16 protein-coding genes and 1 pseudogene are annotated in these 24498 nt (G+C 59.1%); 5 read left to right on the top strand and 12 right to left on the bottom strand.

Annotation, left to right across the window (positions count from 1 at the left end):
• Window positions 1-571 precede the first annotated feature (571 nt).
• Both ACKUTP_RS03805 and ACKUTP_RS03800 read right to left on the bottom strand, forming a co-directional pair.
• Window positions 572-1597: an aspartate-semialdehyde dehydrogenase gene (locus ACKUTP_RS03805; RefSeq protein WP_409063584.1), complete on the bottom strand. Its 1026-nt coding sequence runs from the start codon at window positions 1595-1597 to the stop codon at window positions 572-574.
• Between the two features lie 173 nt (window positions 1598-1770).
• The gene (locus tag ACKUTP_RS03800) at window positions 1771-3159 is read right to left on the bottom strand and encodes an aspartate kinase (RefSeq protein ID WP_346982183.1); all 1389 of its coding nucleotides are present in this window, start codon (window positions 3157-3159) and stop codon (window positions 1771-1773) included.
• 104 nt (window positions 3160-3263) lie between these two features.
• Between ACKUTP_RS03800 and thrC the strand changes: the two genes are divergently transcribed.
• Both thrC and thrB read left to right on the top strand, forming a co-directional pair.
• Window positions 3264-4781, top strand: coding sequence for a threonine synthase (thrC, locus tag ACKUTP_RS03795; protein ID WP_409063583.1), 1518 nt, complete (start codon window positions 3264-3266; stop codon window positions 4779-4781).
• A gap of 201 nt (window positions 4782-4982) precedes the next feature.
• Window positions 4983-5864 carry a homoserine kinase gene (thrB, locus tag ACKUTP_RS03790; protein ID WP_409063582.1) on the top strand — a complete coding sequence of 294 codons (882 nt, stop codon included), beginning with the start codon at window positions 4983-4985 and terminating at the stop codon, window positions 5862-5864.
• Window positions 5865-6148: 284 nt separating this feature from the next.
• Here thrB and ACKUTP_RS03785 read toward each other — a convergent pair whose 3' ends face one another.
• The 10 genes and pseudogenes from ACKUTP_RS03785 to pflB all read right to left on the bottom strand — a co-directional run.
• Window positions 6149-6781 (bottom strand): helix-turn-helix transcriptional regulator, encoded by a 633-nt coding sequence (locus tag ACKUTP_RS03785; RefSeq protein WP_368137247.1) that lies wholly within the window; start codon window positions 6779-6781, stop codon window positions 6149-6151.
• A 196-nt stretch (window positions 6782-6977) separates the two neighbouring features.
• The gene (gene yihA / locus ACKUTP_RS03780) at window positions 6978-7568 is read right to left on the bottom strand and encodes a ribosome biogenesis GTP-binding protein YihA/YsxC (protein WP_161159348.1); all 591 of its coding nucleotides are present in this window, start codon (window positions 7566-7568) and stop codon (window positions 6978-6980) included.
• Between the two features lie 39 nt (window positions 7569-7607).
• On the bottom strand, window positions 7608-8348 hold the full coding sequence (gene mtnN / locus ACKUTP_RS03775) for a 5'-methylthioadenosine/S-adenosylhomocysteine nucleosidase (protein WP_152067597.1): 741 nt from the start codon (window positions 8346-8348) through the stop codon (window positions 7608-7610).
• Between the two features lie 126 nt (window positions 8349-8474).
• A complete protein-coding gene (pflA, locus tag ACKUTP_RS03770) occupies window positions 8475-9293 on the bottom strand; it encodes a pyruvate formate-lyase-activating protein (RefSeq protein WP_152067596.1) in 819 nt (272 codons plus the stop codon).
• 174 nt (window positions 9294-9467) lie between these two features.
• Entirely contained in the window at window positions 9468-10322 is an 855-nt protein-coding gene (locus tag ACKUTP_RS03765) for a DegV family protein (RefSeq protein ID WP_226812423.1), read from the bottom strand.
• 275 nt (window positions 10323-10597) lie between these two features.
• Window positions 10598-12040 (bottom strand): glycoside hydrolase family 32 protein, encoded by a 1443-nt coding sequence (locus tag ACKUTP_RS03760; RefSeq protein ID WP_409063581.1) that lies wholly within the window; start codon window positions 12038-12040, stop codon window positions 10598-10600.
• 101 nt (window positions 12041-12141) lie between these two features.
• The gene (locus tag ACKUTP_RS03755; RefSeq protein WP_052044095.1) at window positions 12142-13593 is read right to left on the bottom strand and encodes a PTS transporter subunit EIIC; all 1452 of its coding nucleotides are present in this window, start codon (window positions 13591-13593) and stop codon (window positions 12142-12144) included.
• 45 nt (window positions 13594-13638) lie between these two features.
• Complete coding sequence (locus ACKUTP_RS03750; RefSeq protein ID WP_409063580.1) at window positions 13639-15021, bottom strand: family 43 glycosylhydrolase; 1383 nt, start codon at window positions 15019-15021, stop codon at window positions 13639-13641.
• 183 nt (window positions 15022-15204) lie between these two features.
• Window positions 15205-16215, bottom strand: a complete 1011-nt coding sequence (locus tag ACKUTP_RS03745) for a LacI family DNA-binding transcriptional regulator (RefSeq protein ID WP_409063579.1) — start codon at window positions 16213-16215, stop codon at window positions 15205-15207.
• 310 nt (window positions 16216-16525) lie between these two features.
• Window positions 16526-18904 (bottom strand): annotated as a pseudogene (gene pflB, locus ACKUTP_RS03740) (formate C-acetyltransferase); the annotation flags it as partial.
• A gap of 549 nt (window positions 18905-19453) precedes the next feature.
• Here pflB and ACKUTP_RS03735 point away from each other — a divergent pair.
• The 3 genes from ACKUTP_RS03735 to ACKUTP_RS03725 are packed head-to-tail and all read left to right on the top strand — an operon-like array spanning window position 19454 to window position 24125.
• The gene (locus ACKUTP_RS03735) at window positions 19454-19903 is read left to right on the top strand and encodes a MarR family winged helix-turn-helix transcriptional regulator (protein WP_409063578.1); all 450 of its coding nucleotides are present in this window, start codon (window positions 19454-19456) and stop codon (window positions 19901-19903) included.
• Window positions 19900-22269: an ABC transporter ATP-binding protein gene (locus tag ACKUTP_RS03730; RefSeq protein ID WP_409063577.1), complete on the top strand. Its 2370-nt coding sequence runs from the start codon at window positions 19900-19902 to the stop codon at window positions 22267-22269. Before ACKUTP_RS03735 ends, ACKUTP_RS03730 begins: the two co-directional genes overlap by 4 nt.
• On the top strand, window positions 22269-24125 hold the full coding sequence (locus ACKUTP_RS03725; RefSeq protein WP_271730270.1) for an ABC transporter ATP-binding protein: 1857 nt from the start codon (window positions 22269-22271) through the stop codon (window positions 24123-24125). Before ACKUTP_RS03730 ends, ACKUTP_RS03725 begins: the two co-directional genes overlap by 1 nt.
• Window positions 24126-24498 lie beyond the last annotated feature (373 nt).

Below are 24498 nucleotides of genomic sequence, written 5' to 3'. Positions count from 1 at the left end.
GGAGCTTCGACGCCAGGGCGGTACCCCCGCGAGCTGAGCTCTAATACTTTTCCCGAGAAGTGAACGAGTAAAAACGAAGCCCCAGAGCATCCACACCTTTAGACCGCAAAACCGCAGGATTCGCACTGCAAAACCGCAGGAAATAGCGGTCAAAATATGCCAATGCTTCGGGGGTCCAAATAAGGTCGTTCACTTCACGGGAAAAGTATTAGACCCCGATTCGCCCCAATCCCAAAGTCACCCCAGGCAGCAAGTGCGAACGCGCCGCAGCTGCCGGCCGCGCCCCACAGCCCCCAAGGCGGCAGGCGCGAAGCGCCAAGGCCGCCGCCAGGGCCAGGGCCCGCAACAGCCACACGCCCCCACATCAGCCCAGCGGCCCCAACCAACAACGGCCCCATTGCAGACTGCTCGCAGCAGCGCCACCGCAGGCTGGGGCCGGGCTTAGTTTTCAGAACACTCCGCAGACCAGTGTGGCGCCTTGTCCGCAGCTCCGAAGGAGCAGGACAAGGCGCCACACATGGTCGAGGACGTTCTGAAAACTAAGCCCGGCCCCAGCCGGACAGGTCCACCGCTACTCGCAGAGCAACTTGGCGATTTGGACAGCGTTGGTTGCCGCGCCCTTACGGATTTGATCGCCGCAGCACCAGAAGGTGATGCCGCGCGCAGCCTCGGGGTTCGAGATGTCGCGACGCACGCGACCGACCCAGATCAGATCCTGGTCGGACGTATCCATCGGCATGGGGAAGCGATCGTGCGCATCCTCGGCGCTCATGTCGTCAACGAGCTTCACGCCCGGAGCGGCAGCCAGCGCGGCACGGGCCTCTTCCACCGTGATGTCGCGCTCAAACTCGAGCGTAATGCTCTCGGAGTGCGAGCGCAGCACGGGCACGCGCACGCAGGTGCAGTTCACGCGCAGCTCGGGCAGGTGCATGATCTTGCGGCCCTCGTTTTGCAGCTTCATCTCCTCGGAGGTAAAGCCCTCCTCCTTGACGCCACCGATCTGCGGAATCAGGTTGCTCGCCAACTGGGCGGCAAAAGCGTGCGGCTCGGGAATCTCTTCGCCACGGCCCAGGGCGGCCAGCTGAGCCTCGAACTCGGCCATGCCGGGAGCGCCAGCACCCGAAGCCGCCTGATACGTCGAGACGATCATGCGCTTCACGCCAGCGAGCTGATGCAGCGGCCACGTGGGAACCAGGCCGATGATGGTCGCGCAGTTGGGATTGGCGATAAGGCCGTGATGCCACTTGATATCGTCGGCATTGATCTCGGGCACGACCAGCGGCACCTCGGGGTCCATGCGGAAGGCATGGCTGTTATCGACCACGACGGCACCGCGCTTGACGGCCTCGGGCAGCAGCTCCTTGGCGATATCGTCGCCGGCAGCGCCGAGTACGATGTCGCAGCCCTCAAAGGCCTCGGGGCAAGCCTCTTCGATTACGATCTGCTCGCCGCGGAACTCAACGGTCTTGCCCGCAGAGCGCGCGCTCGCCAGCAGCTTGAGCTTACCGACCGGAAACTTCTGCTCGTTGAGGCACTCGAGCATCTGGGTGCCCACGGCTCCCGTCGCGCCCAAAATAGCAACCGTGTACTGTTTCATGCTTCCCCCTTTAAAGGTTGTGGCTTTTGCCCGCACGCCGAGCAGGCCAATTATTGTTGCCAGTGTATACAAGAACGGGGCGGGCACGAAACCCGCCCCGTCGAAACGAAACCGAAACGAAACGCCCCGCCGTAGATTTTGAGACATGACTCAAAAATCTAGCGAGATAGCAGCTACTTGTGGAGCGCAGCCAGAGCGGGATCGACCGGCGCGGAAGCCTCCAGGTCGGAGACCTTCACAATGCCGTTCTCATCGGAGAAGGCACGGTAAATGGTCCGAATCGCCAGGTCGAAGTCCTTCTCCTCGACACCGATAATGATGTTGATCTCGTCGCAGCTCTGCGAAATCATACGCACGCTCACGCCGGCCTGGCCAAGCATACCAAACAGATGGCCCGAGATACCTGCGCGGCCGCGCAGGTTACGGCCGACGGTAGCGATGAGCGCCAGGCCCTCGACAACCTCGATCTCGAGCGGCTCTACCTCCTGTTGAATGTCGCCCACAAGCGAGTACAGCGAATCGTGCACATCCTTCTCCTGCACCACGGCGCCAAAGCGGTCGACACCGGTGGGCATGTGCTCGACGGAAACGTCATAGCGCTCGAAGACCGAAAGTGCGCGGCGCATAAAGCCGACACGAGGCTTGGTGCGGTCACGGGCGACGTTGATGGCGACAAAACCGCGCTTGCCGGTCACGCCGGTAATGATGGGCTCTGCCTCACCCTCATCAGCCGTCTCGCTAATGATGGTGCCGGGGTCCTGCGGCGCATTGGTGTTCTTGATGACCAGCGGAATGCCTGCCTCGCGCACGGGGAACACGGCCTCCTCGTGCAGGACGCTTGCGCCCATGTACGAAAGCTCGCGCAGCTCCTCGTAGGTAACGCGCGCAATGGGCTGAGCCTCGGGAACAATACGCGGATCGGCAGAATAGAAACCCGAAACGTCGGTCCAGTTCTCGTACAGATCGGCGCCCAGGCACTTGGCCAGAATCGAGCCCGAGATATCGCCGCCGCCACGGTCGAGCAGCTTGATCTGGCCCTCTCGCGTCGCGCCGTAGAAACCGGGCATAACAAAGCCGCCCTGCTGACCGTACTCCTGCACCAGCTCGGAGGTGCGATTCATGCTGAGCGTACCGTCGTGATGGAACGCCACAACCGTCGCGGCGTCCAGGAACGGCAGGCCCAGGTACTCGGCCATCAGGCGAGCGGTGAAATACTCGCCGCGGCTCACGAGCTCCTCGGTAGAGTAGCCGCCCGAGCGGGCGCGCTCGGCAAAGGCCGCGAACTCCTCGCGGATGGGATAGGTGAGCTCCAGCTCGTCAGCGATATCAAAATAGCGCTGGCCAATGTCCTCGAGCAGTTCCTCGCACGACACGTGATACTTAACGTGCGCGTTAACCAGGTAGAGCAGGTCGGTCACCTTGGTGTCGCCCTTAAAGCGGCGGCCGCAGGCGGAAACCACCACAAAACGGCGGGCAGGGTCGGCGTCGACGATGGCCTTGATCTTCTTGAAGTGTTCAGCGTCGGCGACCGACGAGCCGCCAAACTTGGCAATCTTAATCATGGGCTTGAGGTTACCTTTCTAAAAAGCCTCTGCAAACCTATTTTGCGCGCTCTGATACCATGGTTTCACCGATTGGGACCAAGGCATCCGAGGAGCAGTGTTATATGGGAACTTATCATAGTACACGAGGACGCACTTTATCGTGCTCAAGTAAGGTGGCAATCCGTACCGGCATCGCTCCCGACGGGGGTTTGTTTGTCTCGGACGAGCTCGGCACCCAGCAGGTCGATATCAGCTCGCTTGCAGATAAATCGTACTTTGAAATCGCTCAAGATGTGTTGGGAATGTTACTGAATGATTACACGGCCGAAGAAATTTCGGCGTGTGTCGACGAGGCATACCGCGGCACGTTCGCGAGTGAAGAGGTTACGCCGCTCGTCAAACTCGACGCTGCGCCGGGCGCCGACGCCCCTCAGACCTATGTGATGGAGCTCTTTGGCGGCCCCACAAGCGCCTTCAAGGACGTCGCCCTGCAGATGCTCCCCCGTCTGATGGCCCGCACTTCCGCCAGGGACGGCGGCGCTGAGCGCATCATGATCGTCACCGCCACGTCGGGCGACACGGGCAAGGCCGCGCTCGCCGGTTTTGCCGACGCTCCGGGCACGGGCATCACCGTCTTTTATCCCGAGGGCAAGGTCAGCCGCGTCCAGAACCTGCAGATGTCCACGCAGGAGGGCGATAACGTCGCCGTCTGCGGCATCCGCGGCAACTTCGACGACGCCCAGAGTGCCGTCAAGCGCATCTTTGCCGATAAGGAGCTTGCCGAGCGCTTGGAGGCCGCCGGCACGGTGCTTTCGAGCGCCAACTCCATCAACGTCGGCCGCCTGGTACCGCAGGTCGTCTACTACTTTGCCGCCTATGCGCAGCTGCTGCGCGCCGGCGCCATCGAGGCCGGCGACGCCGTGGAGTTCTGCGTACCGACCGGCAACTTTGGCGATATCTTGGCCGGCTACTACGCCAAGCGCATGGGTCTGCCCGTCGCCAAGCTCGTCGTGGCGAGCGACAAGAACAACGTGCTTGCCGACTTCCTGACCACCGGCGTTTACGACCGTAACCGCCCGTTCTTCACGACCATCTCGCCGTCGATGGACATCCTTATTAGCTCCAACCTGGAGCGCATGCTGTACTTCCTGTCCAACGGCGACTGCGAGCTCGTTGCCGGCCTTATGGAGCAGCTGGCACAGACTGGTCGCTACGAGGTTCCCGCCGACCTGCTGGCAAAGATTCAGAGCGTCTTTGGCTGCGGTTGGGCCAGCGAGGACGAGGTCCGCACTGCCATCAAGAGCTGCTGGGATGCGAACGGCTACGTGATCGACCCGCACACCGCTTGCGGCTATCACGTCTTTGAAAAAGTCGCTCCCGCCGAGGGTGCCAAGGCCCGCGTGCTGCTTTCGACCGCAAGCCCCTACAAGTTCCCGCGCGCCTGCTGCGACGCCCTGGGCCTCGACGTTCCCGAGGACGACTTTGAGGCCATGCGCGTGCTCGAGCAGGCCACCAACACGGTCGCCCCGGCCCAGCTCGCCGAACTCGAATCCAAGCCCGTCCGTTTCGAAGACGTCTGCGACGTCGACGAGATGGCAAGCTACGTCGAGTCTGCAGCAAAACGAATGAGCACCAACTAGACCCCTTATTAAGCGCCGGCGAAAGCCGGCGCACCTTCTTTTTATTTAGCTTTCGGGATGATGACGAGCATGCGAGCGGGTCTGGCCGTTTAGTTCGTCGTGAGTTCCGTACGAGCCGGAAAGCACTTAATGTGCTTTCCGAGCAAGCCAGGACTGCCCGAGCAGCGAACTAAACGGCCAGACCCGCCCAGGAGGACCCACATGATCAAAATCACCGTCCCAGCAACCAGCGCCAACCTAGGCATCGGCTACGACACCCTCGGCATGGCCGTCAGCCTCTACTCGCACTTCACCTTCGAGCGCGCCGACAAGCTCACCATCACGGGCTGTCCCGAGGAGTTCCAAAACGAGAATAACCTGGTCTATGTGAGCTTCGTCGATGCTCTGGCCGCGTGGGGCGCGCCGGCCTTCCCCGTCGCTATCGACATTCAAACCGACGTGCCCGTCGCCCGTGGCCTGGGTTCTAGCTCCACCTGCGTCGTCGCCGGCATCATGGCTGCCGCCGCGCTGACGGGCCACACCGTCGACCGTGCCGAGCTCGTCCGCATTGCCACCGAGGTCGAGGGCCATCCCGATAACGTCGCCCCTGCTATCCTGGGCGGCGCCGTCTGCTCCTTTACGCCGACCGATTCGCTCCCCCAGTGCCTGCGCTACGAGGTGAGCGATCGCCTGCGTTTTATTACCGTGATTCCGCCCTACGAGGTACACACGAGCGAGGCGCGCAAGGTCGTGCCGCAGGAGATTCCGCTCTCCACCGCCGTGTGGCAGATGGGCCGCATCGCCGGTATGACGCGCGGCCTGGAGACCGGCGATCTGGACCTGATTGCCGCCGCTAATGACGACCGCATTCAGGAGCCCTATCGTCGCCGCCTCATCCCCGACTACAACGCTGTGCGCGACACCTGCCTTAACGGAGGCGCCAAGACCATCTGGATCAGTGGCTCCGGCTCGACCCTCATGGCCGTGACCGACGACACCATCGTGGCAAAGTTCCTGCAGGTCAAGCTGCGTGAGCAGTTCCCCAAGTGTGACACGCACATCCTCACGTGCGACACGGAAGGCGCCCAGATCGAATACCTGTAGTCGCCGTCCCGTATACTCGCCGGGGAGGCCAGGGGCTTTGCCCCCAAATCGTCCTCGGACATGACAGGACCCCCGCTGCGCACTTCGTGCGGCGGGGGTCCCGCCGTCCTGCGGAAAGATTTGGGGGCAAAGCCCCTGGCCTCCCCTATGTTAACTTCGCCGGCGGCGGCTACAGGGACCTACGCTCTGGAAAATCGCCGGGCTGATAGTTTGGCCTTTTATTGATAGGGGCCCTTGCTGGTGTGAAACATGCTCTTTAGATGGGCTTCGGCTGTGTGCTTGGTTTAGGCAGCGCTGGTTTCTTTGTATTCGAAGACTGGTTCTAGGAGGTCTTCGATGTTGCAGTGGAGGGCTTTTGCTATGGCTCTTACGGTTGTTACCGAGGCTTCGTTGATGTTTCGTTGGCGCTGTTCGTACATTTGGATTGAGCGGAGTGATACGCCCGATTCGTATGCCAGGTCTTGTTGGGTTTTCTTGAACCTCTTTCTTGCTAGCGCCAATTTAGTTTGACGAGGCACTTTCTTCGCCATATCGCAGACGAGGCGAGCCACGCGTTCCTCCGAGGCTTCGTGCCAGGGGTAGTACAGACTGCGCAGCGCATCAAATGGAACGACATGCAGCAAATCTTCGAAAGACTCTCCTAGGCGCCACTGAAGGTATGCCAATATCCAGCCTGTCCAATATTCCGGTGTCTTTTCGAATCGATAGGTTCGATTTGGCATCGGCCTCGATTGATAGCCCGACCTTTCGGCGATAAGCGCGAACAGCTCGACGCCCGATTTTCCCGACACTACCCATGCGTTGCCGCGTTCGAACTCGCGAGCTACGCCGCTCAGGCAAAAGAGTTCAGCAACTTCCGATCCTTCTGCCCCATGATCGTTAACGGCATAGTCAAAGCAGTCGCCGAGGTTGTTCATTGCATCCTCGAGGTAGTAGACGGGGTATGTCCTACTCGGCCCACAATCCGTTAACTCTTGGATCATTCAAATCAACCCTCCCTGCCATCAAATCCCTAATGTCGACACCATCAGAGTCAAGATATCACCCTAGTGACAGTCCAGTATTAACTATCACTAGGGCGATATGCTCAAAAGCTTTTGCCAAGAGCCCTTATTAGAGGCAGGCTTCGGCGATGCGCTTTTTGAGCTCGTCGATGCCGGCGCCGGTCTGAGAGCTTGTGATGATCACGTTCTCGGCCGGGACGTTGAGTTGCTTTTTGATGGCTGCTGCCTGGCGGGCCTGCTGGGTGCGGCTGAGCTTGTCGGCTTTGGTGAGGCAGACGATAAAGTTGAACTCGTTGCCCTGTAGGTAGTCGATCATGTCGTGGTCGAGCTTGCTGGGGTCGTGACGAATGTCCACCAGCGACACAACCAGGTTAAAGCTGCGCTCGGAGTCGAAGAAGTCGCCGATCAGCTCGGCCCAGCGATCGCGCTCAGCTTTGGAACGACGGGCGAAACCGTAACCCGGCAGGTCGACAAAGTGCACGTCATCGGCCTCGAAGAAATTGATGTTGCTCGTCTTGCCCGGCGTGCTCGAAACCTTGACCAGGTTCTTGCGACCAAAGAGCTTGTTCATGATCGACGACTTGCCCACGTTGGAGCGGCCAACAAAGCTCACCTCGGGACAGGTGGACTCGGGGATCTGCGAAACCTTGCCGTAGCTGGCGACGAACTTGGCAAGCTGGTAGTTAATTGAATCGGCCATGGACACTCCTTGGTCGTAGGTTCTTACAAAACGGGCGTGCTATTGCGCGGCGGCGATACTACGAACGATGTCAAGCGTGATGCCGCTCGCGGTGCGAGCGTACTCATCCAGATCGAACTCGCGCTCGCAAAACGCGTCATATGCCTCGTCACAATTATCGCTGATAGCGCGCAGCACTAGGCAATCGACACCATTCTTGGCCGCGATGTGCGCAATTGCCGCACCCTCCATCTCGACGCAATCGGCATGCGTGGCCTCAATCGCAGCGTTACGCATGGCGTCACCCGTAACAAAGCGGTCACCCGTGGCGATAGTGCCACACAGGAACTGCTTGGGGTCCTTCTCCGCAGAATTCTCATCCGCCGAGGTATCCACAAATCCATGCTCGGCAAGCACGGCGGCGGCAACATCAACCAACGCCGGCGTCGAGGCAAACTCCTCGAGCCCCGGCGCGGACTCGGCGATGAGTGCCGTATCGGTATCCAGATAGCGCAGGCACTTGCCTATAACCACGTCGTTAATATGGAGTTTAGGGTTTAGGCCGCCCGCAATACCCGAAAACACAACGGCCTGCGGGGCGTATTTGCTGATGAGATGCTGCGTTGCGGCAGCGGCGTTCACGGTCCCCATGCCTGCCGTCGTGGCGACTACCGTCAGACCCGAAAGCCCACCGTTCACAACGGTCAAGCCCGCCTCCTGCGACTCATGCGCGCCGCTCAGCTCTTCCTTAATCTGCGCAACCTCTTTTTCGAGTGCGCCTATGATCGCGATGGTTGCCATGCCATCCCCCAAATCCGTGCAAATTGCTTATCCACGGTATGGTACCAGCATTTTGGCTCAGCCGCGTCAGCACCAAGCCGTTAAGTCAGTACAGCTCGGGTATCATAAAGGGGCAAAAATAGCTTGTTAGCCGATGGCCGACCTGAGCTCCGCACGGCGCTTTTTCATGCCGGTCATAACGGCATTGCGCAGCTCGGGCATGCGCGCGGTATCCATCTGGGGCACGCCCTCGAGCTTATAGGGAATGCCCAGTTGCTCGTACTTGACGACACCCATCGTGTGATACGGCAGCATTTCCAGGCCCACCACGTTGTGCCATGGAGCGATGAGGCGACCGAGCTTCTCGCACTCCTCCACCGTGTCGGTAATGCCCGGCACAACCACGTGGCGGATAACGACCTTGATCTTGCGACGGGCAAGCTCATCGCCAAACGCCAGGATACGTGCAGGATCGCAGCCGGTCAGCTTTTTATGCTCAGCCGGATCGGCATGTTTGATGTCGAGCAGCACCATGTCGGTCTCGTTGAGCACGGCATCAAACTTCTCGGGATGGCCGGGATCAAACGCATACCCGCAGCTGTCAAGGCAGGTATGCACGCGGCCATCGGGGTTGTTGTGCATTGCACGGAACAGGTCGGCCAAAAACTCGGGCTGCAGGAGCGGCTCGCCGCCGGACACCGTAATTCCACCGCTGCGATAGAACTCGTGGTTACTCTGGAACTCATCCATCAGGTGTTCGACGGTCACCATGGTGCCGCCGTTGACCGACCAGGTATCGGGATTGTGGCAATACGCGCAGCGCATGGGACAGCCCTGAACAAACACCACAAAGCGGATGCCGGGTCCGTCGACCGTTCCCATCGTCTCGATCGAATGCACGCGGCCAAGGGCAAACGCAGAGTCCTCGGGACGAGCGTCCACACCCTCAAGCGTCATTTCTGCCATTCGCGCTACCTTGCCTCTCCTTGGATGCAACCAATTAAAATGCCAGAGCCATTCTAGCCCATGCGTTTGCGTTTAAACGTCTCAGACTAGAACGGCACGTTTTAATCTATCCCCCATCACCATGGCTGGGGTCTACGTCGAGATGTCAGGCTGAAGAACGCTCGCCTGCGGCCTTTACGCCTTAAGCGTGAGCACCGCACCGAAGGCGGTCGGGCCGCAATGGCTCGAGATGACGCCGCCGACTTGAGTCCAGGTAACGTCCTTAAAGCCCAGGTCATGCGCATAGACTTCCATGTCATCGCGCAGCTCCTGGGAAAGGCCCACCGAATACGCCAGGCCAATGTGCGAGTAGTCAATCTCGCCCTTCGCAACCATGTGGTCAATGAAGGCGCGGGCGCACTTGAGCATAGAACCGCGGAACTTCTTGGTCGCCACGAACTTACCGCCCGTCACCTCAATGCAGGGCTTAATCTTGAGCAGATGGGCGCCCAGGAACGCGACGTTGGACAAGCGACCGCCCGCCTTAAGGAAGGCAAGGTCCGTAGGAACAAAGCCCAGCAGCACGCGGTCCATGACGGAGTTCGCGAAGGCGAAGATCTCGTCGACGGTGGCATTGGGGTGAGTCTCGATGTATTTGGCGGTCTCGACGACAACGAGCGACTGCCCCACCGAGACAAAGCGCGTGTCCATGGAGTAGACGTAGTCGCGACCCTTGGCGGCGATCTTCGATGATTGATGCGAGCAGGTCGTGGCCTCGGAGTACGCAAGATGCAGAATGGTCGCATCGGGCTGCTCGGCATGGATACGGTCATATACGTGCGCAAAATCTGCCGGCGCACAGCCGCTGGTCTTGGGCATCACACCAAACTCGTTGCAGCGCGAGTAAATCTCAAGCGGATCGATCGAGCCGTCCTCGACGGTCTCGTCACCAATCGTGACATGCATGGGCACGCGCACGATGCCGTAGCGCTCGCAGAGCTCCGGCGTCACATCCGAACCAGATTCAACCACGATTACGTATTTGCCCATTCTTATCACGACCCATCTCAACATTGGCTTTTCAATACATGGCACGCGCCGCCGCACTGTTGCACAACAGCGTCCAAGCGCCAAAGAGACGCCGCCCCTTGCACACAACAAAGGACAGCGTCTCCCTGGAAAACGCCGTGCATCCTGAGATTCTACACGGTTTATTAAGGAGTGTTACTTATTCCGCAAACGGTCGCTATACGCGATAAACGGTAGCTGGCCGCGGTAACTGCGACACATTCCGCCCAGCAAGTCCAATCGTACTCCATGCACGGTTAATGCACGAGGCGGTAGAAATTCATCGATACCGCACCCTCGGCGTGCAGCTCCATCGCCGGAACCGCCGGCGAATAGGTCCGGCTCGTAAGTGCTGCCTCGCCGCCATTTGCAAAAATCTCGACCATCGTAGTGTCCGAAAGCACGCGCAGGTCGCGAAGCTCGGTGAGCTCGATCGACCTCTGGTCGCGCCCATAGCCTTCGTCACCCATGTCGAGGGTAAGCATCCCGTCTGCATAGCGCACAAAGACACCCTTGCGGATTTCGAGCTCGATCACCTGGGCGCCCTCACAGGAAACCACAAGATCAAACAGGCGGCCCGGCTCCTCAACGGTTTCACCGCCTGTCGCGCAAACGCAGTCGCCGCGCATCCTCTCAATCTCGTGCACCGGCTGCTGACAGAGCTTACCATCGCGCATGCTCAGTTCTCTCGGCACCGTCAACGCGCACTGCCACCCGCGTGCCACCGTCGGGCTTTTTGCCGTCGCATCGGGGCAACCCGACCACCCGATCATCAAACGCCGACCCGCAGCATCCTCAAAAGACTGCGGTGCGTAGAAATCAAAGCCGGCATCGACCATCGGGGGCATGCCCTGCCCGGCGATCTTAAAACTCGGCGCCTCCCAATCGGCCTCGATGGGAAACCACACGCACTGGTGCGGATTGCGGTAACGCCATCCATCGGCGGACACACCCTGCGGACAGCAAACGAGAATAAGCTCACCATCGAGCTCAAACAGATCGGGGCACTCCCACATAAAGCCAAACTTCTCGCCCAACTCAATGCGCGTCGCATAGCTCCAGTCCTCTAGATCGCTCGAGGTATAGACAAGCACGCAGCCGCGGTCGTCTTTCGTACGAGCGCCCAGAACCATGTAGTAGATACCATCGTGTTCAAGGATTTTGGGATCACGCACGTGCGTACCGATATCGTCGGGGTAATCGACCGGCCCAACAGTTATGCGCTTCTCGCCCAATTCGTCGGGGTTCTCGGCAACCACATGAATCTGGTTTTGCTCACGGCCCGTCAACACGTAGTCGTAATCATCGCGGTCAAAATGCTTGACGTTGCCGGTATAGAAGTAGTGAATCTTGCCGTCGTGTACAAAGGCAGAACCAGAATACGCTCCGCTCGAATCCAAATCGGAATCGGGGAACAGCACAGGGCCGCGATTCTCGTACGTCACAAAATCCTTTGTTGTCAGATGATTCCAAAGCACTGGACCGCCATGCGCAGCATCGAATGGATCGTATTGGTGATAGATGTGATACGTATCACCGATCTGCACCAAACCGTTGGGGTCGTTGAGCCAGCCAAGCTCAGGCTCCACATGGAACAGGAGCCTATCGGGGTCGGACGCGATGCGACCCGCCGTCTCATCCTGTCCGGCACGCCACTGCTCATAGTCCGCGCGTGTCACCTTATTTTTTTGATTAAACATCGCCGTTGACTTTCTCGTCTATGGGGAAGGACGCTCGACTCACACGAGCCGAACGCCCTTCCCCAAATGGACTTATCCTCAGATTACGCTGAACGGCTCAACTAGAAGCTGACATCGAAGCCAGCACCAGCGCCCTCTTCATCAGTGGTCGGCACGCCCTTTGCCTTGTTGTAGGCAAAGATCAAGACGATCGGCACGATAAAGGCGATGAGATTGCCAGCCACATACCACACGAGCGTCTCGGGCGTGACGATGAGCAGGCCAAGCACGCCGGTCAGACCCTGACCGATGGCGCGCACCTCAAAGAGCTTCACGAAGGCACCGCCGCAGCCTGCACCGATGCAAGCGCAGATGAACGGGATGATCGAGTAGCGCATGTTTGCAGCAAAGATTGCGGGCTCGGAGATACCGACCAGCGTCGGGATAAAGGACGACATGCAGATGTTGCGCTCTTTGGAATGCTTCTTGTGAATGAGGTACATGCCGATGGCGCCGCCGCCCTGGGCGATGATGGAAACCGACCAGATGGCCTGGATGTAGTTGAAGCCAGTCGTGGCGACGAGGTTTGCCTCGATACCCTGGATGAACTGATGCGTACCGGTAACGACGAGCGGCTGCAGGAATGCGGCAAAGACAAAGGCACCGAAGACGCCCATCCTGTTGTACAGGATATCGATTACACCGGCGAGGACGTCGCCGATCAGGTTGCCGAGCGGGCCGAACACGGTGAACAGGGCGACGTTAGCAAGAATCAGGGTAACGGTCGGGACAAAGACGAACGAAACGACCTCGGGGATGTACTTCTGGGCAATCTTTTCGACCTTGGCCATAAACCAGGCAGTCAGGATTGCAGGGAACACGCCGCCCTGGAAAGCAACCATGGGAATGGAGAGCGGACCAAAGTTCCAGTACTCAGCACCCGTCGGGTCCATAACGAACGTGTTGCGGTTCATAAGGCTCGGGTGAACCATGACGATACCGACGAGGATGCCCAGGATCGGGTTACCGCCAAAACGCTTGACCGCGCTGTACATAACCAGGACAGGCAGGTAGTCGAACGTGGTGGCGATAATGGCAAAGAAGCTTGCGAGGTTCTTGAGGAACTCGCTGTGATCGGCGAGGCTGCCTTCCATGCCAAAGAGGCCGTTGGCAACGATCAGCGACTTAAGGCCGATGATGATAGCAGCGCCGACGAAGGCGGGAATGATGGGGATAAAGATGTCCGAGAATACCTTGAGGACCGAGAAGAACTTGCCCTTCTTGTCTGCCTCGGCGCCCTTGACCTCGGAAGCGCTGATCTCCTTAACGCCCGTCAGAGCCATAAACTCATCGTAAACCTTGTTGACGGTACCGGTACCAAAGATGATCATGAGCTGGCCGCTGTTGTACAGCACGCCCTTGACGCCATCGATGTTCTCGAGCTCGGCCTTGTTGTATTTGCTCGTATCCTTGAGCACCAAACGCAGACGGGTCACGCAATGCGTGGCGCCCTCGATGTTCTCCAGTCCGCCGACGTTGTCGACGACTTGCTGGGACACTGCCTTGTAGTCCATGTTCCTCTCCATTCCTTTTCTAAATCATAAAACGGTTCGTTGCCGCTACAGAGACGCGATCGTTGCGTTTGCGCACTTGAGCGCACCGTCGGTGACGGTAAGCGCCACACCCTGGCCCTGCTTGTTGCAGAAGCGAGCGTTGAGCGCAACATCATCGACAAAGATGGTCGCGATGTCGTCGTCGACGACCAGACGCACATGGTGAGTGCCCTCGCCCTTAAAGAACAACGGACGCTCGAGGCCCATGTTGTTGACCTGGAACCACGGGTACTGGGGAGCCGGCGTGAACTCGAGCTTGCCCTCGCGCAGGTTGGCGCGGAACTCATAGGCAAGACCGGTCTCGGCGTCCTCGGCGAACTTGACCGAGAAGCCGGCAGCGTTACCGCCGAGCTCAATGTCGGTATCGAGCAAGTAGGTGGAGCCGGCGTCTGCAGACAAAACCTGCTCGACCTTGCCCGACTCGCAGGAAAGCTCAAAGGTCTCGACTGCCTTAGCCTCGCCAAAGGCGCCAAGCATGCTGTCGGGGAGCTTGGTGCCGAGCGTTCCGTCGGCACGCTGAACGATCTCGAGGGGCATAAAGGTGCCACCCCATAGGTAAGAGCTGGGGTCGCCGCCCTCGTCACGCGTAGGAACCCAACCAAAGAGAACGCGACGCTCGCCATCGAATGCGGTGCGAGCGGCGTAGTACGCGCGGCCGTCGAAGGAGTCGTCAGCGGGGGTAATCCAAGGACCGTTGATGGACTTGGACATGCGGTAACGGGTCTTGTTGCCGTCGCTGTACTCGGAAAAGACGAGGTACCACCAGTCGCCCATCTTAAAGAGATCAGGCATCTCAAACATGGTGTACAGGCCCGGGTTCCACCAGTCGCCCTGGAACTCCCAGTTGGTCAGATCCTTGGAGGTGAACTTGACCAGGCGGCCGGTCATCAGACGCTTGTCCTCGCCCACACGCGTGCCGAGGATGAGCATGTACTCTTCGTTCTCCTCATCCCAAAGCACAAAGGGATCGCGCCAGTTGCGGTCATCGTAACCCTCCTGGGGCGGAAGCAGCGTCTCGGCGATGTTCTTCTCCCACTTGACGGCGTCGTCGCTCGTTGCGTGAAGAAGAACCTGCTTCATCAAACGTGCGCGGACCTTATCGCGATTGCAACCAGTGTAGAGCGCATGGTACTTGTCGCCCACCTTAAACACCGTGCCGGCATAAATGTACTGGTCGACTTCCTCGTCGCCGCCACGCTCAAGGCTCTCGCCAAAGTCCTTGTAGTTGACGAAATCCTTGGTCGTAGCGAGTGCCCAGCCAAACGGCTCTCCGAAAGGTTCGGGGTTACGCGTGTCACGCTGATGATAGAGATAGAACGTGCCGTCCTCGCCGTACGGCATGATGTCGCCTACCCAAATTCCCTCAGGCTGGTAATACACCTTGTGCATCCGAGACTTCCTTTCCACGACATACTAACTCGGTACAATGGCAAGATATGTCAATCGTTTTCATATGTCAAACGTTTTCACACCAATACGTCTTTTCGCAGTTCCAGTCGTCGGCAAACGGTTGACATATGCCGGTGAACGGTCATCAGAGGCGTTTGAGGAATTCTTTTGGCACGGGATGAACTACGCGGTTTTGCCCTCGATAAGCTCAACGGGAAGCTTGATATTCGACTCGGGCTTTTCACCGTTAATAAGAGCAATGATGGATTGCGCCGCGAGCTCTCCGATGCGATCGATATCTTGACGTACGGTTGTTAAGTCAGGCATAAACGTCATAGTGCGGCGGGCACCATCCGCGCCCACGACCTTAATGTCGTCTGGAGCGCTAAAGCCGCGCTGCTTCATCACGTTGAGACAGATGGCCGCCATCGTATCGTCTCCCGCAAAGATGCCGTCAATATCGGGGTTCTCATCGAGGATCTTCGCAACGACCGCGCCCTTTTCGTCGTCGGGCTTAACGAACTCAACCTCACGGACAAGCGCGGACAAACCGGCCTGCTCAACAATATCGAGGTAGGCATCGGTACGCTTATTGGCAGGCATGCGCATGCGGCTATTGCTGCGCAGGCACAGGATACGCCTGCAGCCGTCATCAATCAGACGGCGCGTGGCGAGCTCGCCAATGCCATAGCTGTCACTTGCAATCTGGACAGAGCCCTCGCCAAGATCGCAGTCGATGCCAACCAGGCTCAAGCCCATCTCGGCATATGCCTCGGCACCGATATTGAGGGAGTTGACGATGACGCCGTCGACCATATTGCGGCGGAGCATGTCAATATAGGAACGCTCAAGATCGGGTCGATTGGCGCTGTTGCACAGCAGCATCTTAAAGCCGTTTTCCGCCAACGTGCGCTCGACCGCCTGCACAACCTGAGCATGGAACGGGCTGCTCACAAAGGGAACGATCATACCGATAAGATTCAGGCGACCGTTGAGCATGGCACGGGCGATATCGTTGGGCGTATAGTTGATGCGCTCCATCGCCGCATGGACTTTATCGCGGGTTTCCTGGCTAATGTAGCCGCGATTATTAAGCACGCGAGATACCGTAGTAGGCGAAACCCCCGCCACCGCTGCAACTTCCTTGATGCCAGGCTTAGCAGAATCCTTAGAACGAGTGCCCTCGCGAGCCATAGCACCCTCCCCCATCAACATGTCATACGTTTACATACGAACAAAGCATACCCCAACAACAGCGGGAAGACGGTAACAGCACAAGTAAGTAAACGACTCATCCAAATAATTAGGAGAGTTCCGCCTAAAGGGTGACTCCGAAGAACCCCGCTTGGCCGTTTTTGGGTTATTTTCCAAAACATCCCGCAGGACGCAAAGAGGCCCCGCCGCGCAACGCGCGCAGCGGAGCCCTTTGCATGTCCGAGGACGTTTTGGAAAGTAACCCAAAGCGGCCCGGCGATCCTGCGGGAGTTAAATCCCTTTAGAACTTGTCGTGGAAGGTACGCGCAATGACCTCGTCCTGCTGCTCCTTGGTGAGCGTGTGGAAGTTCACGGCATAGCCGGAAACGCGGATGGTCAGCTGCGGGTACTTCTCGGGGTGAGCCTGAGCGTCGAGCAGCGTCTCACGGTTGAAGACGTTGATGTTCAGGTGGTGGCCACCCTTCTCGGCGTAAGCGTCGAGCATGTGGACCAGGTTATCGGCCTGGGTCTCGGAAACTTCAGAAACCTTCATAATGTGTCCCTTCGATTAATAGGCGCCGGCCGAAACCGGCGCACTAATCAGTAATCGTTATTGTTAGTATAGCACTAACAATAGTTACTCGCCCAGCTGATCAAGGTCGATATCGCCAAAGAACACCTGGTCCTCCTTGCCGAGCGCACTCGGGATGATGGAGAAGGTGTTGGAGATGCCGTCCTGAGCATCGCGGAACGGGAGCTTGGAAACCGAAGACAGCGAAGCGATGGCGCCGTGGCTATCGCGCTTGTGCATGGGGTTAGCACCCGGGGCGAACGGCTGGCCAGCCTTGCGGCCGTCGGGCGTGGAGCCGGTCTTCTTACCGTACACGACGTTGGAGGTAATGGTCAGAACCGAGGTCGTGGGCACGGAGTTGCGGTAGGTGTCGTTCATGCGGATGTACTCCATGAACTGGTGCACAACGTCGTGAGCGATCTGGTCGACGCGGTCGTCGTCGTTACCGTACTTGGGGAACTCGCCCTCGGTCTCGAAGTCGACGATGATGCCGTTCTCATCACGGACGGGGTGGACCTTGGCGTACTTGATGGCGGACAGGGAGTCAGCCACGACGGAAAGGCCAGCGATGCCCGTAGCGAACCAGCGGTGCACGTGCTTGTCGTGCAGAGCCATCTGGATGCGCTCGTAGCAATACTTGTCGTGCATGTAGTGAATGATGTTCAGCGAGTTGACGTACACGCCAGCGAGCCACTTCATCATGTCGTTGTACTTGGCCACAACGTCGTCGTAATCGAGCGTATCGCCCTCGACGGCGCGATACTTGGGGCCGACCTGCTTCTTGGAGACCTCGTCAACACCGCCGTTGAGTGCGTACAGCAGGCACTTGGCCAGGTTGGCGCGAGCGCCGAAGAACTGCATCTCCTTGCCGATGCGCATGGAGGACACGCAGCAGGCGATGCCGTAGTCGTCGCCATGATAGACGCGCATGAGGTCGTCGTTCTCGTACTGGATCGAGGAGCTAGCGACAGAAGTCTTGGCGCAGAACTTCTTGAAGTTCTCGGGCAGACGGGTCGACCACAGAACGGTCATGTTGGGCTCGGGGCTGGTGCCCATGTTCTCGAGCGTGTGCAGGTAGCGGTAGCTCATCTTGGTAACGAGCGTACGGCCGTCGACACCCATGCCGCCGATGGACTCGGTGACCCACTGCGGGTCGCCGGTGAACAGGGCCTGGTACTCGGGGGTACGGGCAAACTTGACCATGCGAAGCTTCATGATGAAGTGATCCACGAACTCCTGGATCTGCTCCTCGGTGAAGGTACCGTTGGCAAGGTCGCGCTCAGCGTAGATGTCGATGAACGTGGAGGTACGGCCGATGGACATAGCGGCGCCGTTCTGCTCCTTGACGGCAGCGAGGTAGGCGAAGTACATCCACTGGATGGCCTCCTGCGTGTTGGTAGCAGGGTTGGAAATATCGAAACCATAGGTCTCGGCCATCATCTTAAGCTCGCCGAGGGCGCGGATCTGCTCCTGCAGCTCCTCACGATCGCGGATGTTGTCGGCGGTCATGACCGTCGGGGTGGAAGCCTTCTGGGCCTCCTTGTCCTTGATCAGGTAGTCGACACCGTACAGGGCGACACGACGGTAGTCGCCGATGATACGGCCGCGGCCATAGCCATCGGGCAGACCGGTGATGATGTGAGCCGAGCGGCAAGCACGCATCTCGGGGGTGTAAACATCGAAGACGCCAGCGTTGTGGGTCTTACGCTCGAAGGTGTAGCGCTCGACAACGTTCTCGTCGACCTTATAGCCGTGCTGGCTGGCAGCCTGGCAAGCGATGCGAATACCACCGTTGACGTGCAGAGCGCGCTTGAGCGGCTTGTCGGTCTGGAGGCCAACAATGGTCTCCTTGTCGCGATGGGCATTATCGATGTAGCCAGCGGGGTGACTCACGATACCCGTGACGGTCTTGGTGTCCATATCGAGGACACCACCCTGCTCGCGCTCCTTAAGCAGCAGGTCGAGAACCTCGCCCCACAGCTCCTTGGTACGCTCGGTCGGACCTACGAGGAACGACTCATCGCCCTCGTAGGGGGTGTAGTTCTTCTGGATGAAGTCTCGGACGTCAACCTCTCCCGTCCAGATACCTTCCTTGAAGCCTTCCCATGCCTCCTGCATTGTGTAACCACGCTCCTAGTTACGTGTAATGCGGCGCTCTCTCACACCGCTGCTTATTGAATTCTTGAATTTTCGGCTTGCACTACCGGCTTCTTTCGTTCTTCACCACACGCTGGTGCAGGAAAAACGTTTGTCCACCTTGGAACTACAACCCAAAACCCAAGATTTCACCCGTCTGAGAAGGATAACATAGCGACCCTCTCCATCTGGGCTGTTATATGTTTCTTTTTTTATATCATAAGGGCGTTTTTTACAAACCCGCAGGAAATGAGAGCGTGAACAACTACCGTTCACCGATTTGTTTGGTATTTTTGCTTGCCTTTGTACGACGTTCACTCTAGCTGTTATGCCAGCTTTAGCAGGGTAAAGTGCCTCTGAGTAGGCTTTAGGGCATGCCTAACGATCTGCCCCTAACTTTGCTGGCACCGACGGTGTACGGAGGTCGCCTAAAGGTAGTTTTCTAGACATGTCCCAAAATCTACCGCATAGGGTACGCGTGCAAGGGTATCATCTTTCACCGAAAATAGTTTCTAGTGTTAGGGGTTTTCGGTGGAAGATACCGATTTCCGTGAACTTGGGCGTCAGCTCCTTTCCGAGTTCGGCAGCATGCATCAGCGCATTTCGCGTTTTGCGGACAAAGCCCTCGGCGGCGAGATGGCCGTCATGCGCGCTCTCATGCTCGCTGGCGGTTCGCTCACGCCGAGCGAACTCGCTGATCGCGCCTGGGTCTCGAGCGCCCGCATCGCCAATATCTTACGCGCCCTCGAGGCCAAGGGCTGGGTCGAGCGCGAGCACTCAAAGACTGACCGTCGTCGCGTACACGTCATAGTGACCGACAAGGGATTCCAGGATCTCGAAATCAAACGCCGGGAATTCGAGGACCGCACCGCGGCTTTCCTCGAGCAGCTCGGCGAAACAGATACCCAAGAGATGGTGCGTCTTCTAAGGCGTGCCAACGAAATTATCGACCGCAATCAAGAAAGGAGAGATGCCGAGTGAGGATTCTCAAGCTCTTTAAAAAGCATATCCTGGCACTGTTCGCAGCTATCGTACTTATCGTAATCAGCTGCAACGCCGATCTGGCGCTGCCCACCTATATGAGCGACATCGTCGACGTGGGTGTGCAGCAAGGCGGCATCGCCTCGCCCGTGCCCGACACCATTCGCGCCGAATCGCTCGACGACCTCGAACTCTTCATGAGCGCCAAGGACGCCAAGACGGTAGAGGCTGCGTTTGGCAAGGCAGACAAAAACGGGGTCCGCACGTACAAGGGAACCGAGGATGAGCGCGCCGACGGCAGCAAGCTCGCCGATATCATGAGCTTGCCTGAGACCGTCGTGCTCGCCTTCAACCAGGGCATCGACGCCGACGCCATGGGCGACATGACCGGCGCATCCACCGAGGCAAGCGATGGCGACGCCGCCCAGGCGATGCCCGCGCCCGAGCAAATGGCAGCGATGACGCCCGAGCAGCTCGCCGAGATGCAGCAGAAGGCCGCAGCGGCGCAGAATATGCAAAAGCAGATCGACGCCGACGGCGGCAAGATCACCATGAAGAGCCTGCGCCTGGGTGTCGAGGGCGGTCTGGTAGACCAAAGCAAGCTCGTCGAGGGCGCCAACGAAATGGCGGACAAAATGGGCTCCATGTCGGGCTCCATCGTCACCCAGCGCGCCGTGAGCTATGTACAGGACGAGTACAAGGCGCAGGGCATCGACCCCGCCGACGTGCAGAACGCCTACCTGGGCCGCATGGCGACCACGATGTTTGGTCTGTGTCTGGTGTCGCTGGTCGCCACCATCCTGACCGGTGCCGTGGCTTCGCGCACCGCCTGCTCCATCGCACGCGACCTGCGCCGCGAGACCTTCAACAAGGTTATGCACTTCTCGCCGGCCGAGGTGGGCAAGTTTAGCCAGGCCTCGCTCATCACCCGCTGCACCAACGACATTCAGCAGATTCAGATGGCCGCAACCCTGTTTATCCGCATGTGTCTGATGGCGCCCGTCATGGGCATCGTCGCCGTCATGCGCGTCCTGGCCAACCACACCGGCCTGGAGTGGACCATCGCCGTGGCCATCATCGCGGTCTCGGCCGTCGTCGGCGTGCTTATGGGCCTCACTATGCCCAAATTCAAAAAGATGCAGAGCTTTGTGGACCGCGTGAACCTTACCGCCCGCGAGCTGCTCGACGGCCTTATGCCTATCCGCTCGTTCAACCGCGAGGAGCATGAGCTCGAGCGTTTTGACAAGGCTTCGCTCGACCTGATGACCACGCAGCTCTACACCAACCGCGCCATGAGCTTTATGATGCCGCTCATGATGCTGGTCATGAATTGCATCACCGTGCTTATCGTCTGGTTTGGCGCGCAGGGCGTGTCCGACGGCGTGATGCAGGTCGGCAACATGATGGCGTTTATCTCCTACACCATGCAGATCGTCATGGCGTTTATGATCCTCACCATGGTTTCGGTCATCCTGCCCCGCGCCGAGGTCGCAGCCGAGCGCGTGGAAGAGGTCATCACCTGCCCCACGAGCATCAACGACCCCACCTCGCCCAAACTGCCCGCTGCCAGCGCGCCGCGCGGCGAGCTCACCTTCCGTGACGTGAGTTTCCAGTATCCCGATGCCCGCGCCGACGTCATTAGCGGTGTAAACTTCACCACGCATGCCGGTCAGATGCTCGGCATCATTGGCTCCACGGGCTCGGGCAAGTCCACGCTCGTGCAGCTGATTCCGCGCCTGTACGACGTCACAGGCGGCAGCATTTCGCTCGACGGCATCGACGTGCGTGACATGACCCTTTCCGAGCTACGCCGCCGTATTGGTTATATCCCGCAGCAGGGTCGCCTGTTCTCGGGCACCGTCGAGAGCAACCTCAAGTTTGCCGGCGATATGGTGAGTGACGAGGATATGCGCCAGGCGGCACGCGTCGCCCAGGCGGAGGACTTTATCGCCGAGCGCGAGGGCGGCTACGACTCCCCCATCAGCCAGGCCGGATCCAATGTCTCGGGCGGTCAGCGCCAGCGTCTGGCCATCGCCCGCGCGTTGGCCAAAAAGCCCGAGGTCGTGGTGTTCGATGACTCGTTTAGTGCCCTCGACTACAAGACCGACGCGCGCCTACGCGAGGAGCTGGCCAAAAACGTTACCGACGCCGCACTCGTGGTCGTGGCCCAGCGCATCGCGACCATCATGCACGCCGACCAGATCATCGTGCTCGACGACGGCCACGTAGTGGGCACCGGGACGCACGAGGAGCTGCTGCGCAGCTGCCCGGCGTATCTGGAGATCGCACAGTCGCAGCTTTCCGCCGAGGAGCTGGGGCTTACCCAAGAAGAAATTGCAGCCGTCATGGAAGGAGGCGAGCGCTAATGGCAGACGAGACCAAGACTCAGATTCCCAAGCCCACCCGCCAGCGTGGTCCCATGGGCCGCATGGGCGGCATGCGTCGCGGCGAAAAGGCCAAGGACTTTAAGGGCACCATGAGGCAGCTGCTCGGCTATATCGGTCAGCATAAGATTGCCGTGTTTACCGCCGTCGCCTTTGCCGTGTGCTCGGTCATCTTTAACATTGTGGGACCCAAGGTGCTCGGCCAAGTTACGACCAAGCTGTTCGAAGGCCTGGTCGCCAAGGTCAACGGCACCGGCGACGTCGACTTTGCCTGGATCGCCAAGACGCTCGGCTTTTTGCTCTGCCTGTATCTGGCGAGCTCTGTCTGCAGCCTGGTCCAGGGCTGGCTCATGACCGGCGTCACGCAAAAGATCTGCTACCGCATGCGCAAGGAAATCGCCGCCAAGATTGCCGTCGTGCCGATGAGTTACTTCAACGGCCACAGCAAGGGCGACGTGCTCAGCCGCATCACCAACGACGTCGATACGCTGGGTCAGTCGCTCAACCAGAGCGTGACGCAGCTCATCACGTCGGTGACGCAGATTATCGGCGTGCTCGTCATGATGCTTTCGATCAGCCTGCCGCTTACCGGCGTCACCGTGCTCACGCTGCCGGCCGCCGCGATTATCTTGACCGTGATGATTCACTTCTCGCAGCCGTACTTCCGCGAGCAACAGCAGGTTCTGGGCGCCGTCAACGGCATTATCGAGGAGGACTTTGCCGGCCAGAACGTCATTCAGGTGTTCGACCGCGCCGAGGCCTCGATTGAAGAGTTCGACCGTCAAAACGACCGCCTCTTTATTAGTGGCTGGCGCTCGCAGTTCCTGTCGGGCCTGATGATGCCGCTTATGAGCTTGGTGGGCAACATGGGCTACGTGGGCGTCGTCGTGGTGGGCGCGCAGCTCGCGCTGACCGGCAATGCCACGCCCGGCGACATCCAGAGCTTTATCCAGTACGTTCGCAACTTTACGCAACCCGTGCAGCAGCTGGGCAACGTGAGCAACACGATGCAGTCGATGGCTGCCGCCACCGAGCGCGTCTTTGAGTTCCTGGCCGCGCCCGAGGAGGAGCAGAAGGCCGACGCGCAGATTCCCGAGAAGCGCCCCGGCCACGTGGTGTTTGACCATGTCAAGTTTGGCTACACGCCCGACAAGATCATCATCCACGACTTTAGCTGCGAGGCGCAGCCCGGCCAGACCATCGCCATCGTCGGCCCCACCGGCGCCGGCAAGACCACGCTCGTTAAGCTGCTGCAGCGCTTCTACGACGTGGACGGCGGCTCGCTGCGTGTCGAGGGCGTCGATGTGCGCGACTGGGACCGCGCGGCACTGCGCGGCGAGTTTGCCATGGTGCTGCAGGACACCTGGCTGTTTAACGGCACCATCCGCGAGAACATCCGCTACGGACGCCCCGACGCGAGCGATGCCGAGGTCGAGGCCGCTGCGCGCGCCGCACGCTGCGACCACTTTATTCATACGCTCGCCGGTGGCTACGACTTTATGATCAACGAGGAGGGCACCAACCTGTCGCAGGGCCAGCGCCAGCTTGTGACCATCGCCCGCGCCATTTTGGCCGACCGTCCGGCGTTGATTTTGGACGAGGCGACCTCTAACGTGGACACCCGCACCGAGGAGCTCATTCAGCGCGCCATGGATGCGCTGATGCAGGGCCGTACCAGCTTTGTTATCGCGCACCGCCTGTCCACGATCCGCAACGCCGACGTGATCTTGGTAATCCGCGACGGTGACATCGTCGAGAAGGGCACGCACGACGAGCTGCTCGCCCAAGGCGGCTTCTACGCCGACCTGTACAACTCGCAGTTCGACGAGGCGGCGTAAATTCTGCCGCAGGGAACGAATAACGCCCGAGAACGGGGGCGCAGGACAACCTGCGCCCCCGTTTTTTCGTCCACGGCACTCGAATTGGCTCTCTTGGGGCCCGATTGACAGCCCCTTCCGGACCCTGTGGCCAAAAAAGGTCAAATATGAGTACTGTTACATTTTTAGTAACAGCCAAAACTGCCCCAAATGCCGCCCTCGCAGCTTGCATGCGCCTCTCAATTAGTCAAACAGCTCTATAGCGGGCTAATATGCGTCGACGTTAATGAACATATTTGCTGTTATGTCCATTGTTTTGCGAAAGTAATATGGCACTACAATAGCAACAGTACTCATATTTGGCATTTTTTCCCACTGGGCTTGGAAAGCGCCG

The sequence above is a fragment of the Collinsella sp. wc0529 genome, assembly GCF_046116875.1.
Classification (GTDB): Bacteria; Actinomycetota; Coriobacteriia; order Coriobacteriales; family Coriobacteriaceae; genus Collinsella.
This window is presented reverse-complemented; position numbering and strand designations above follow the sequence as displayed.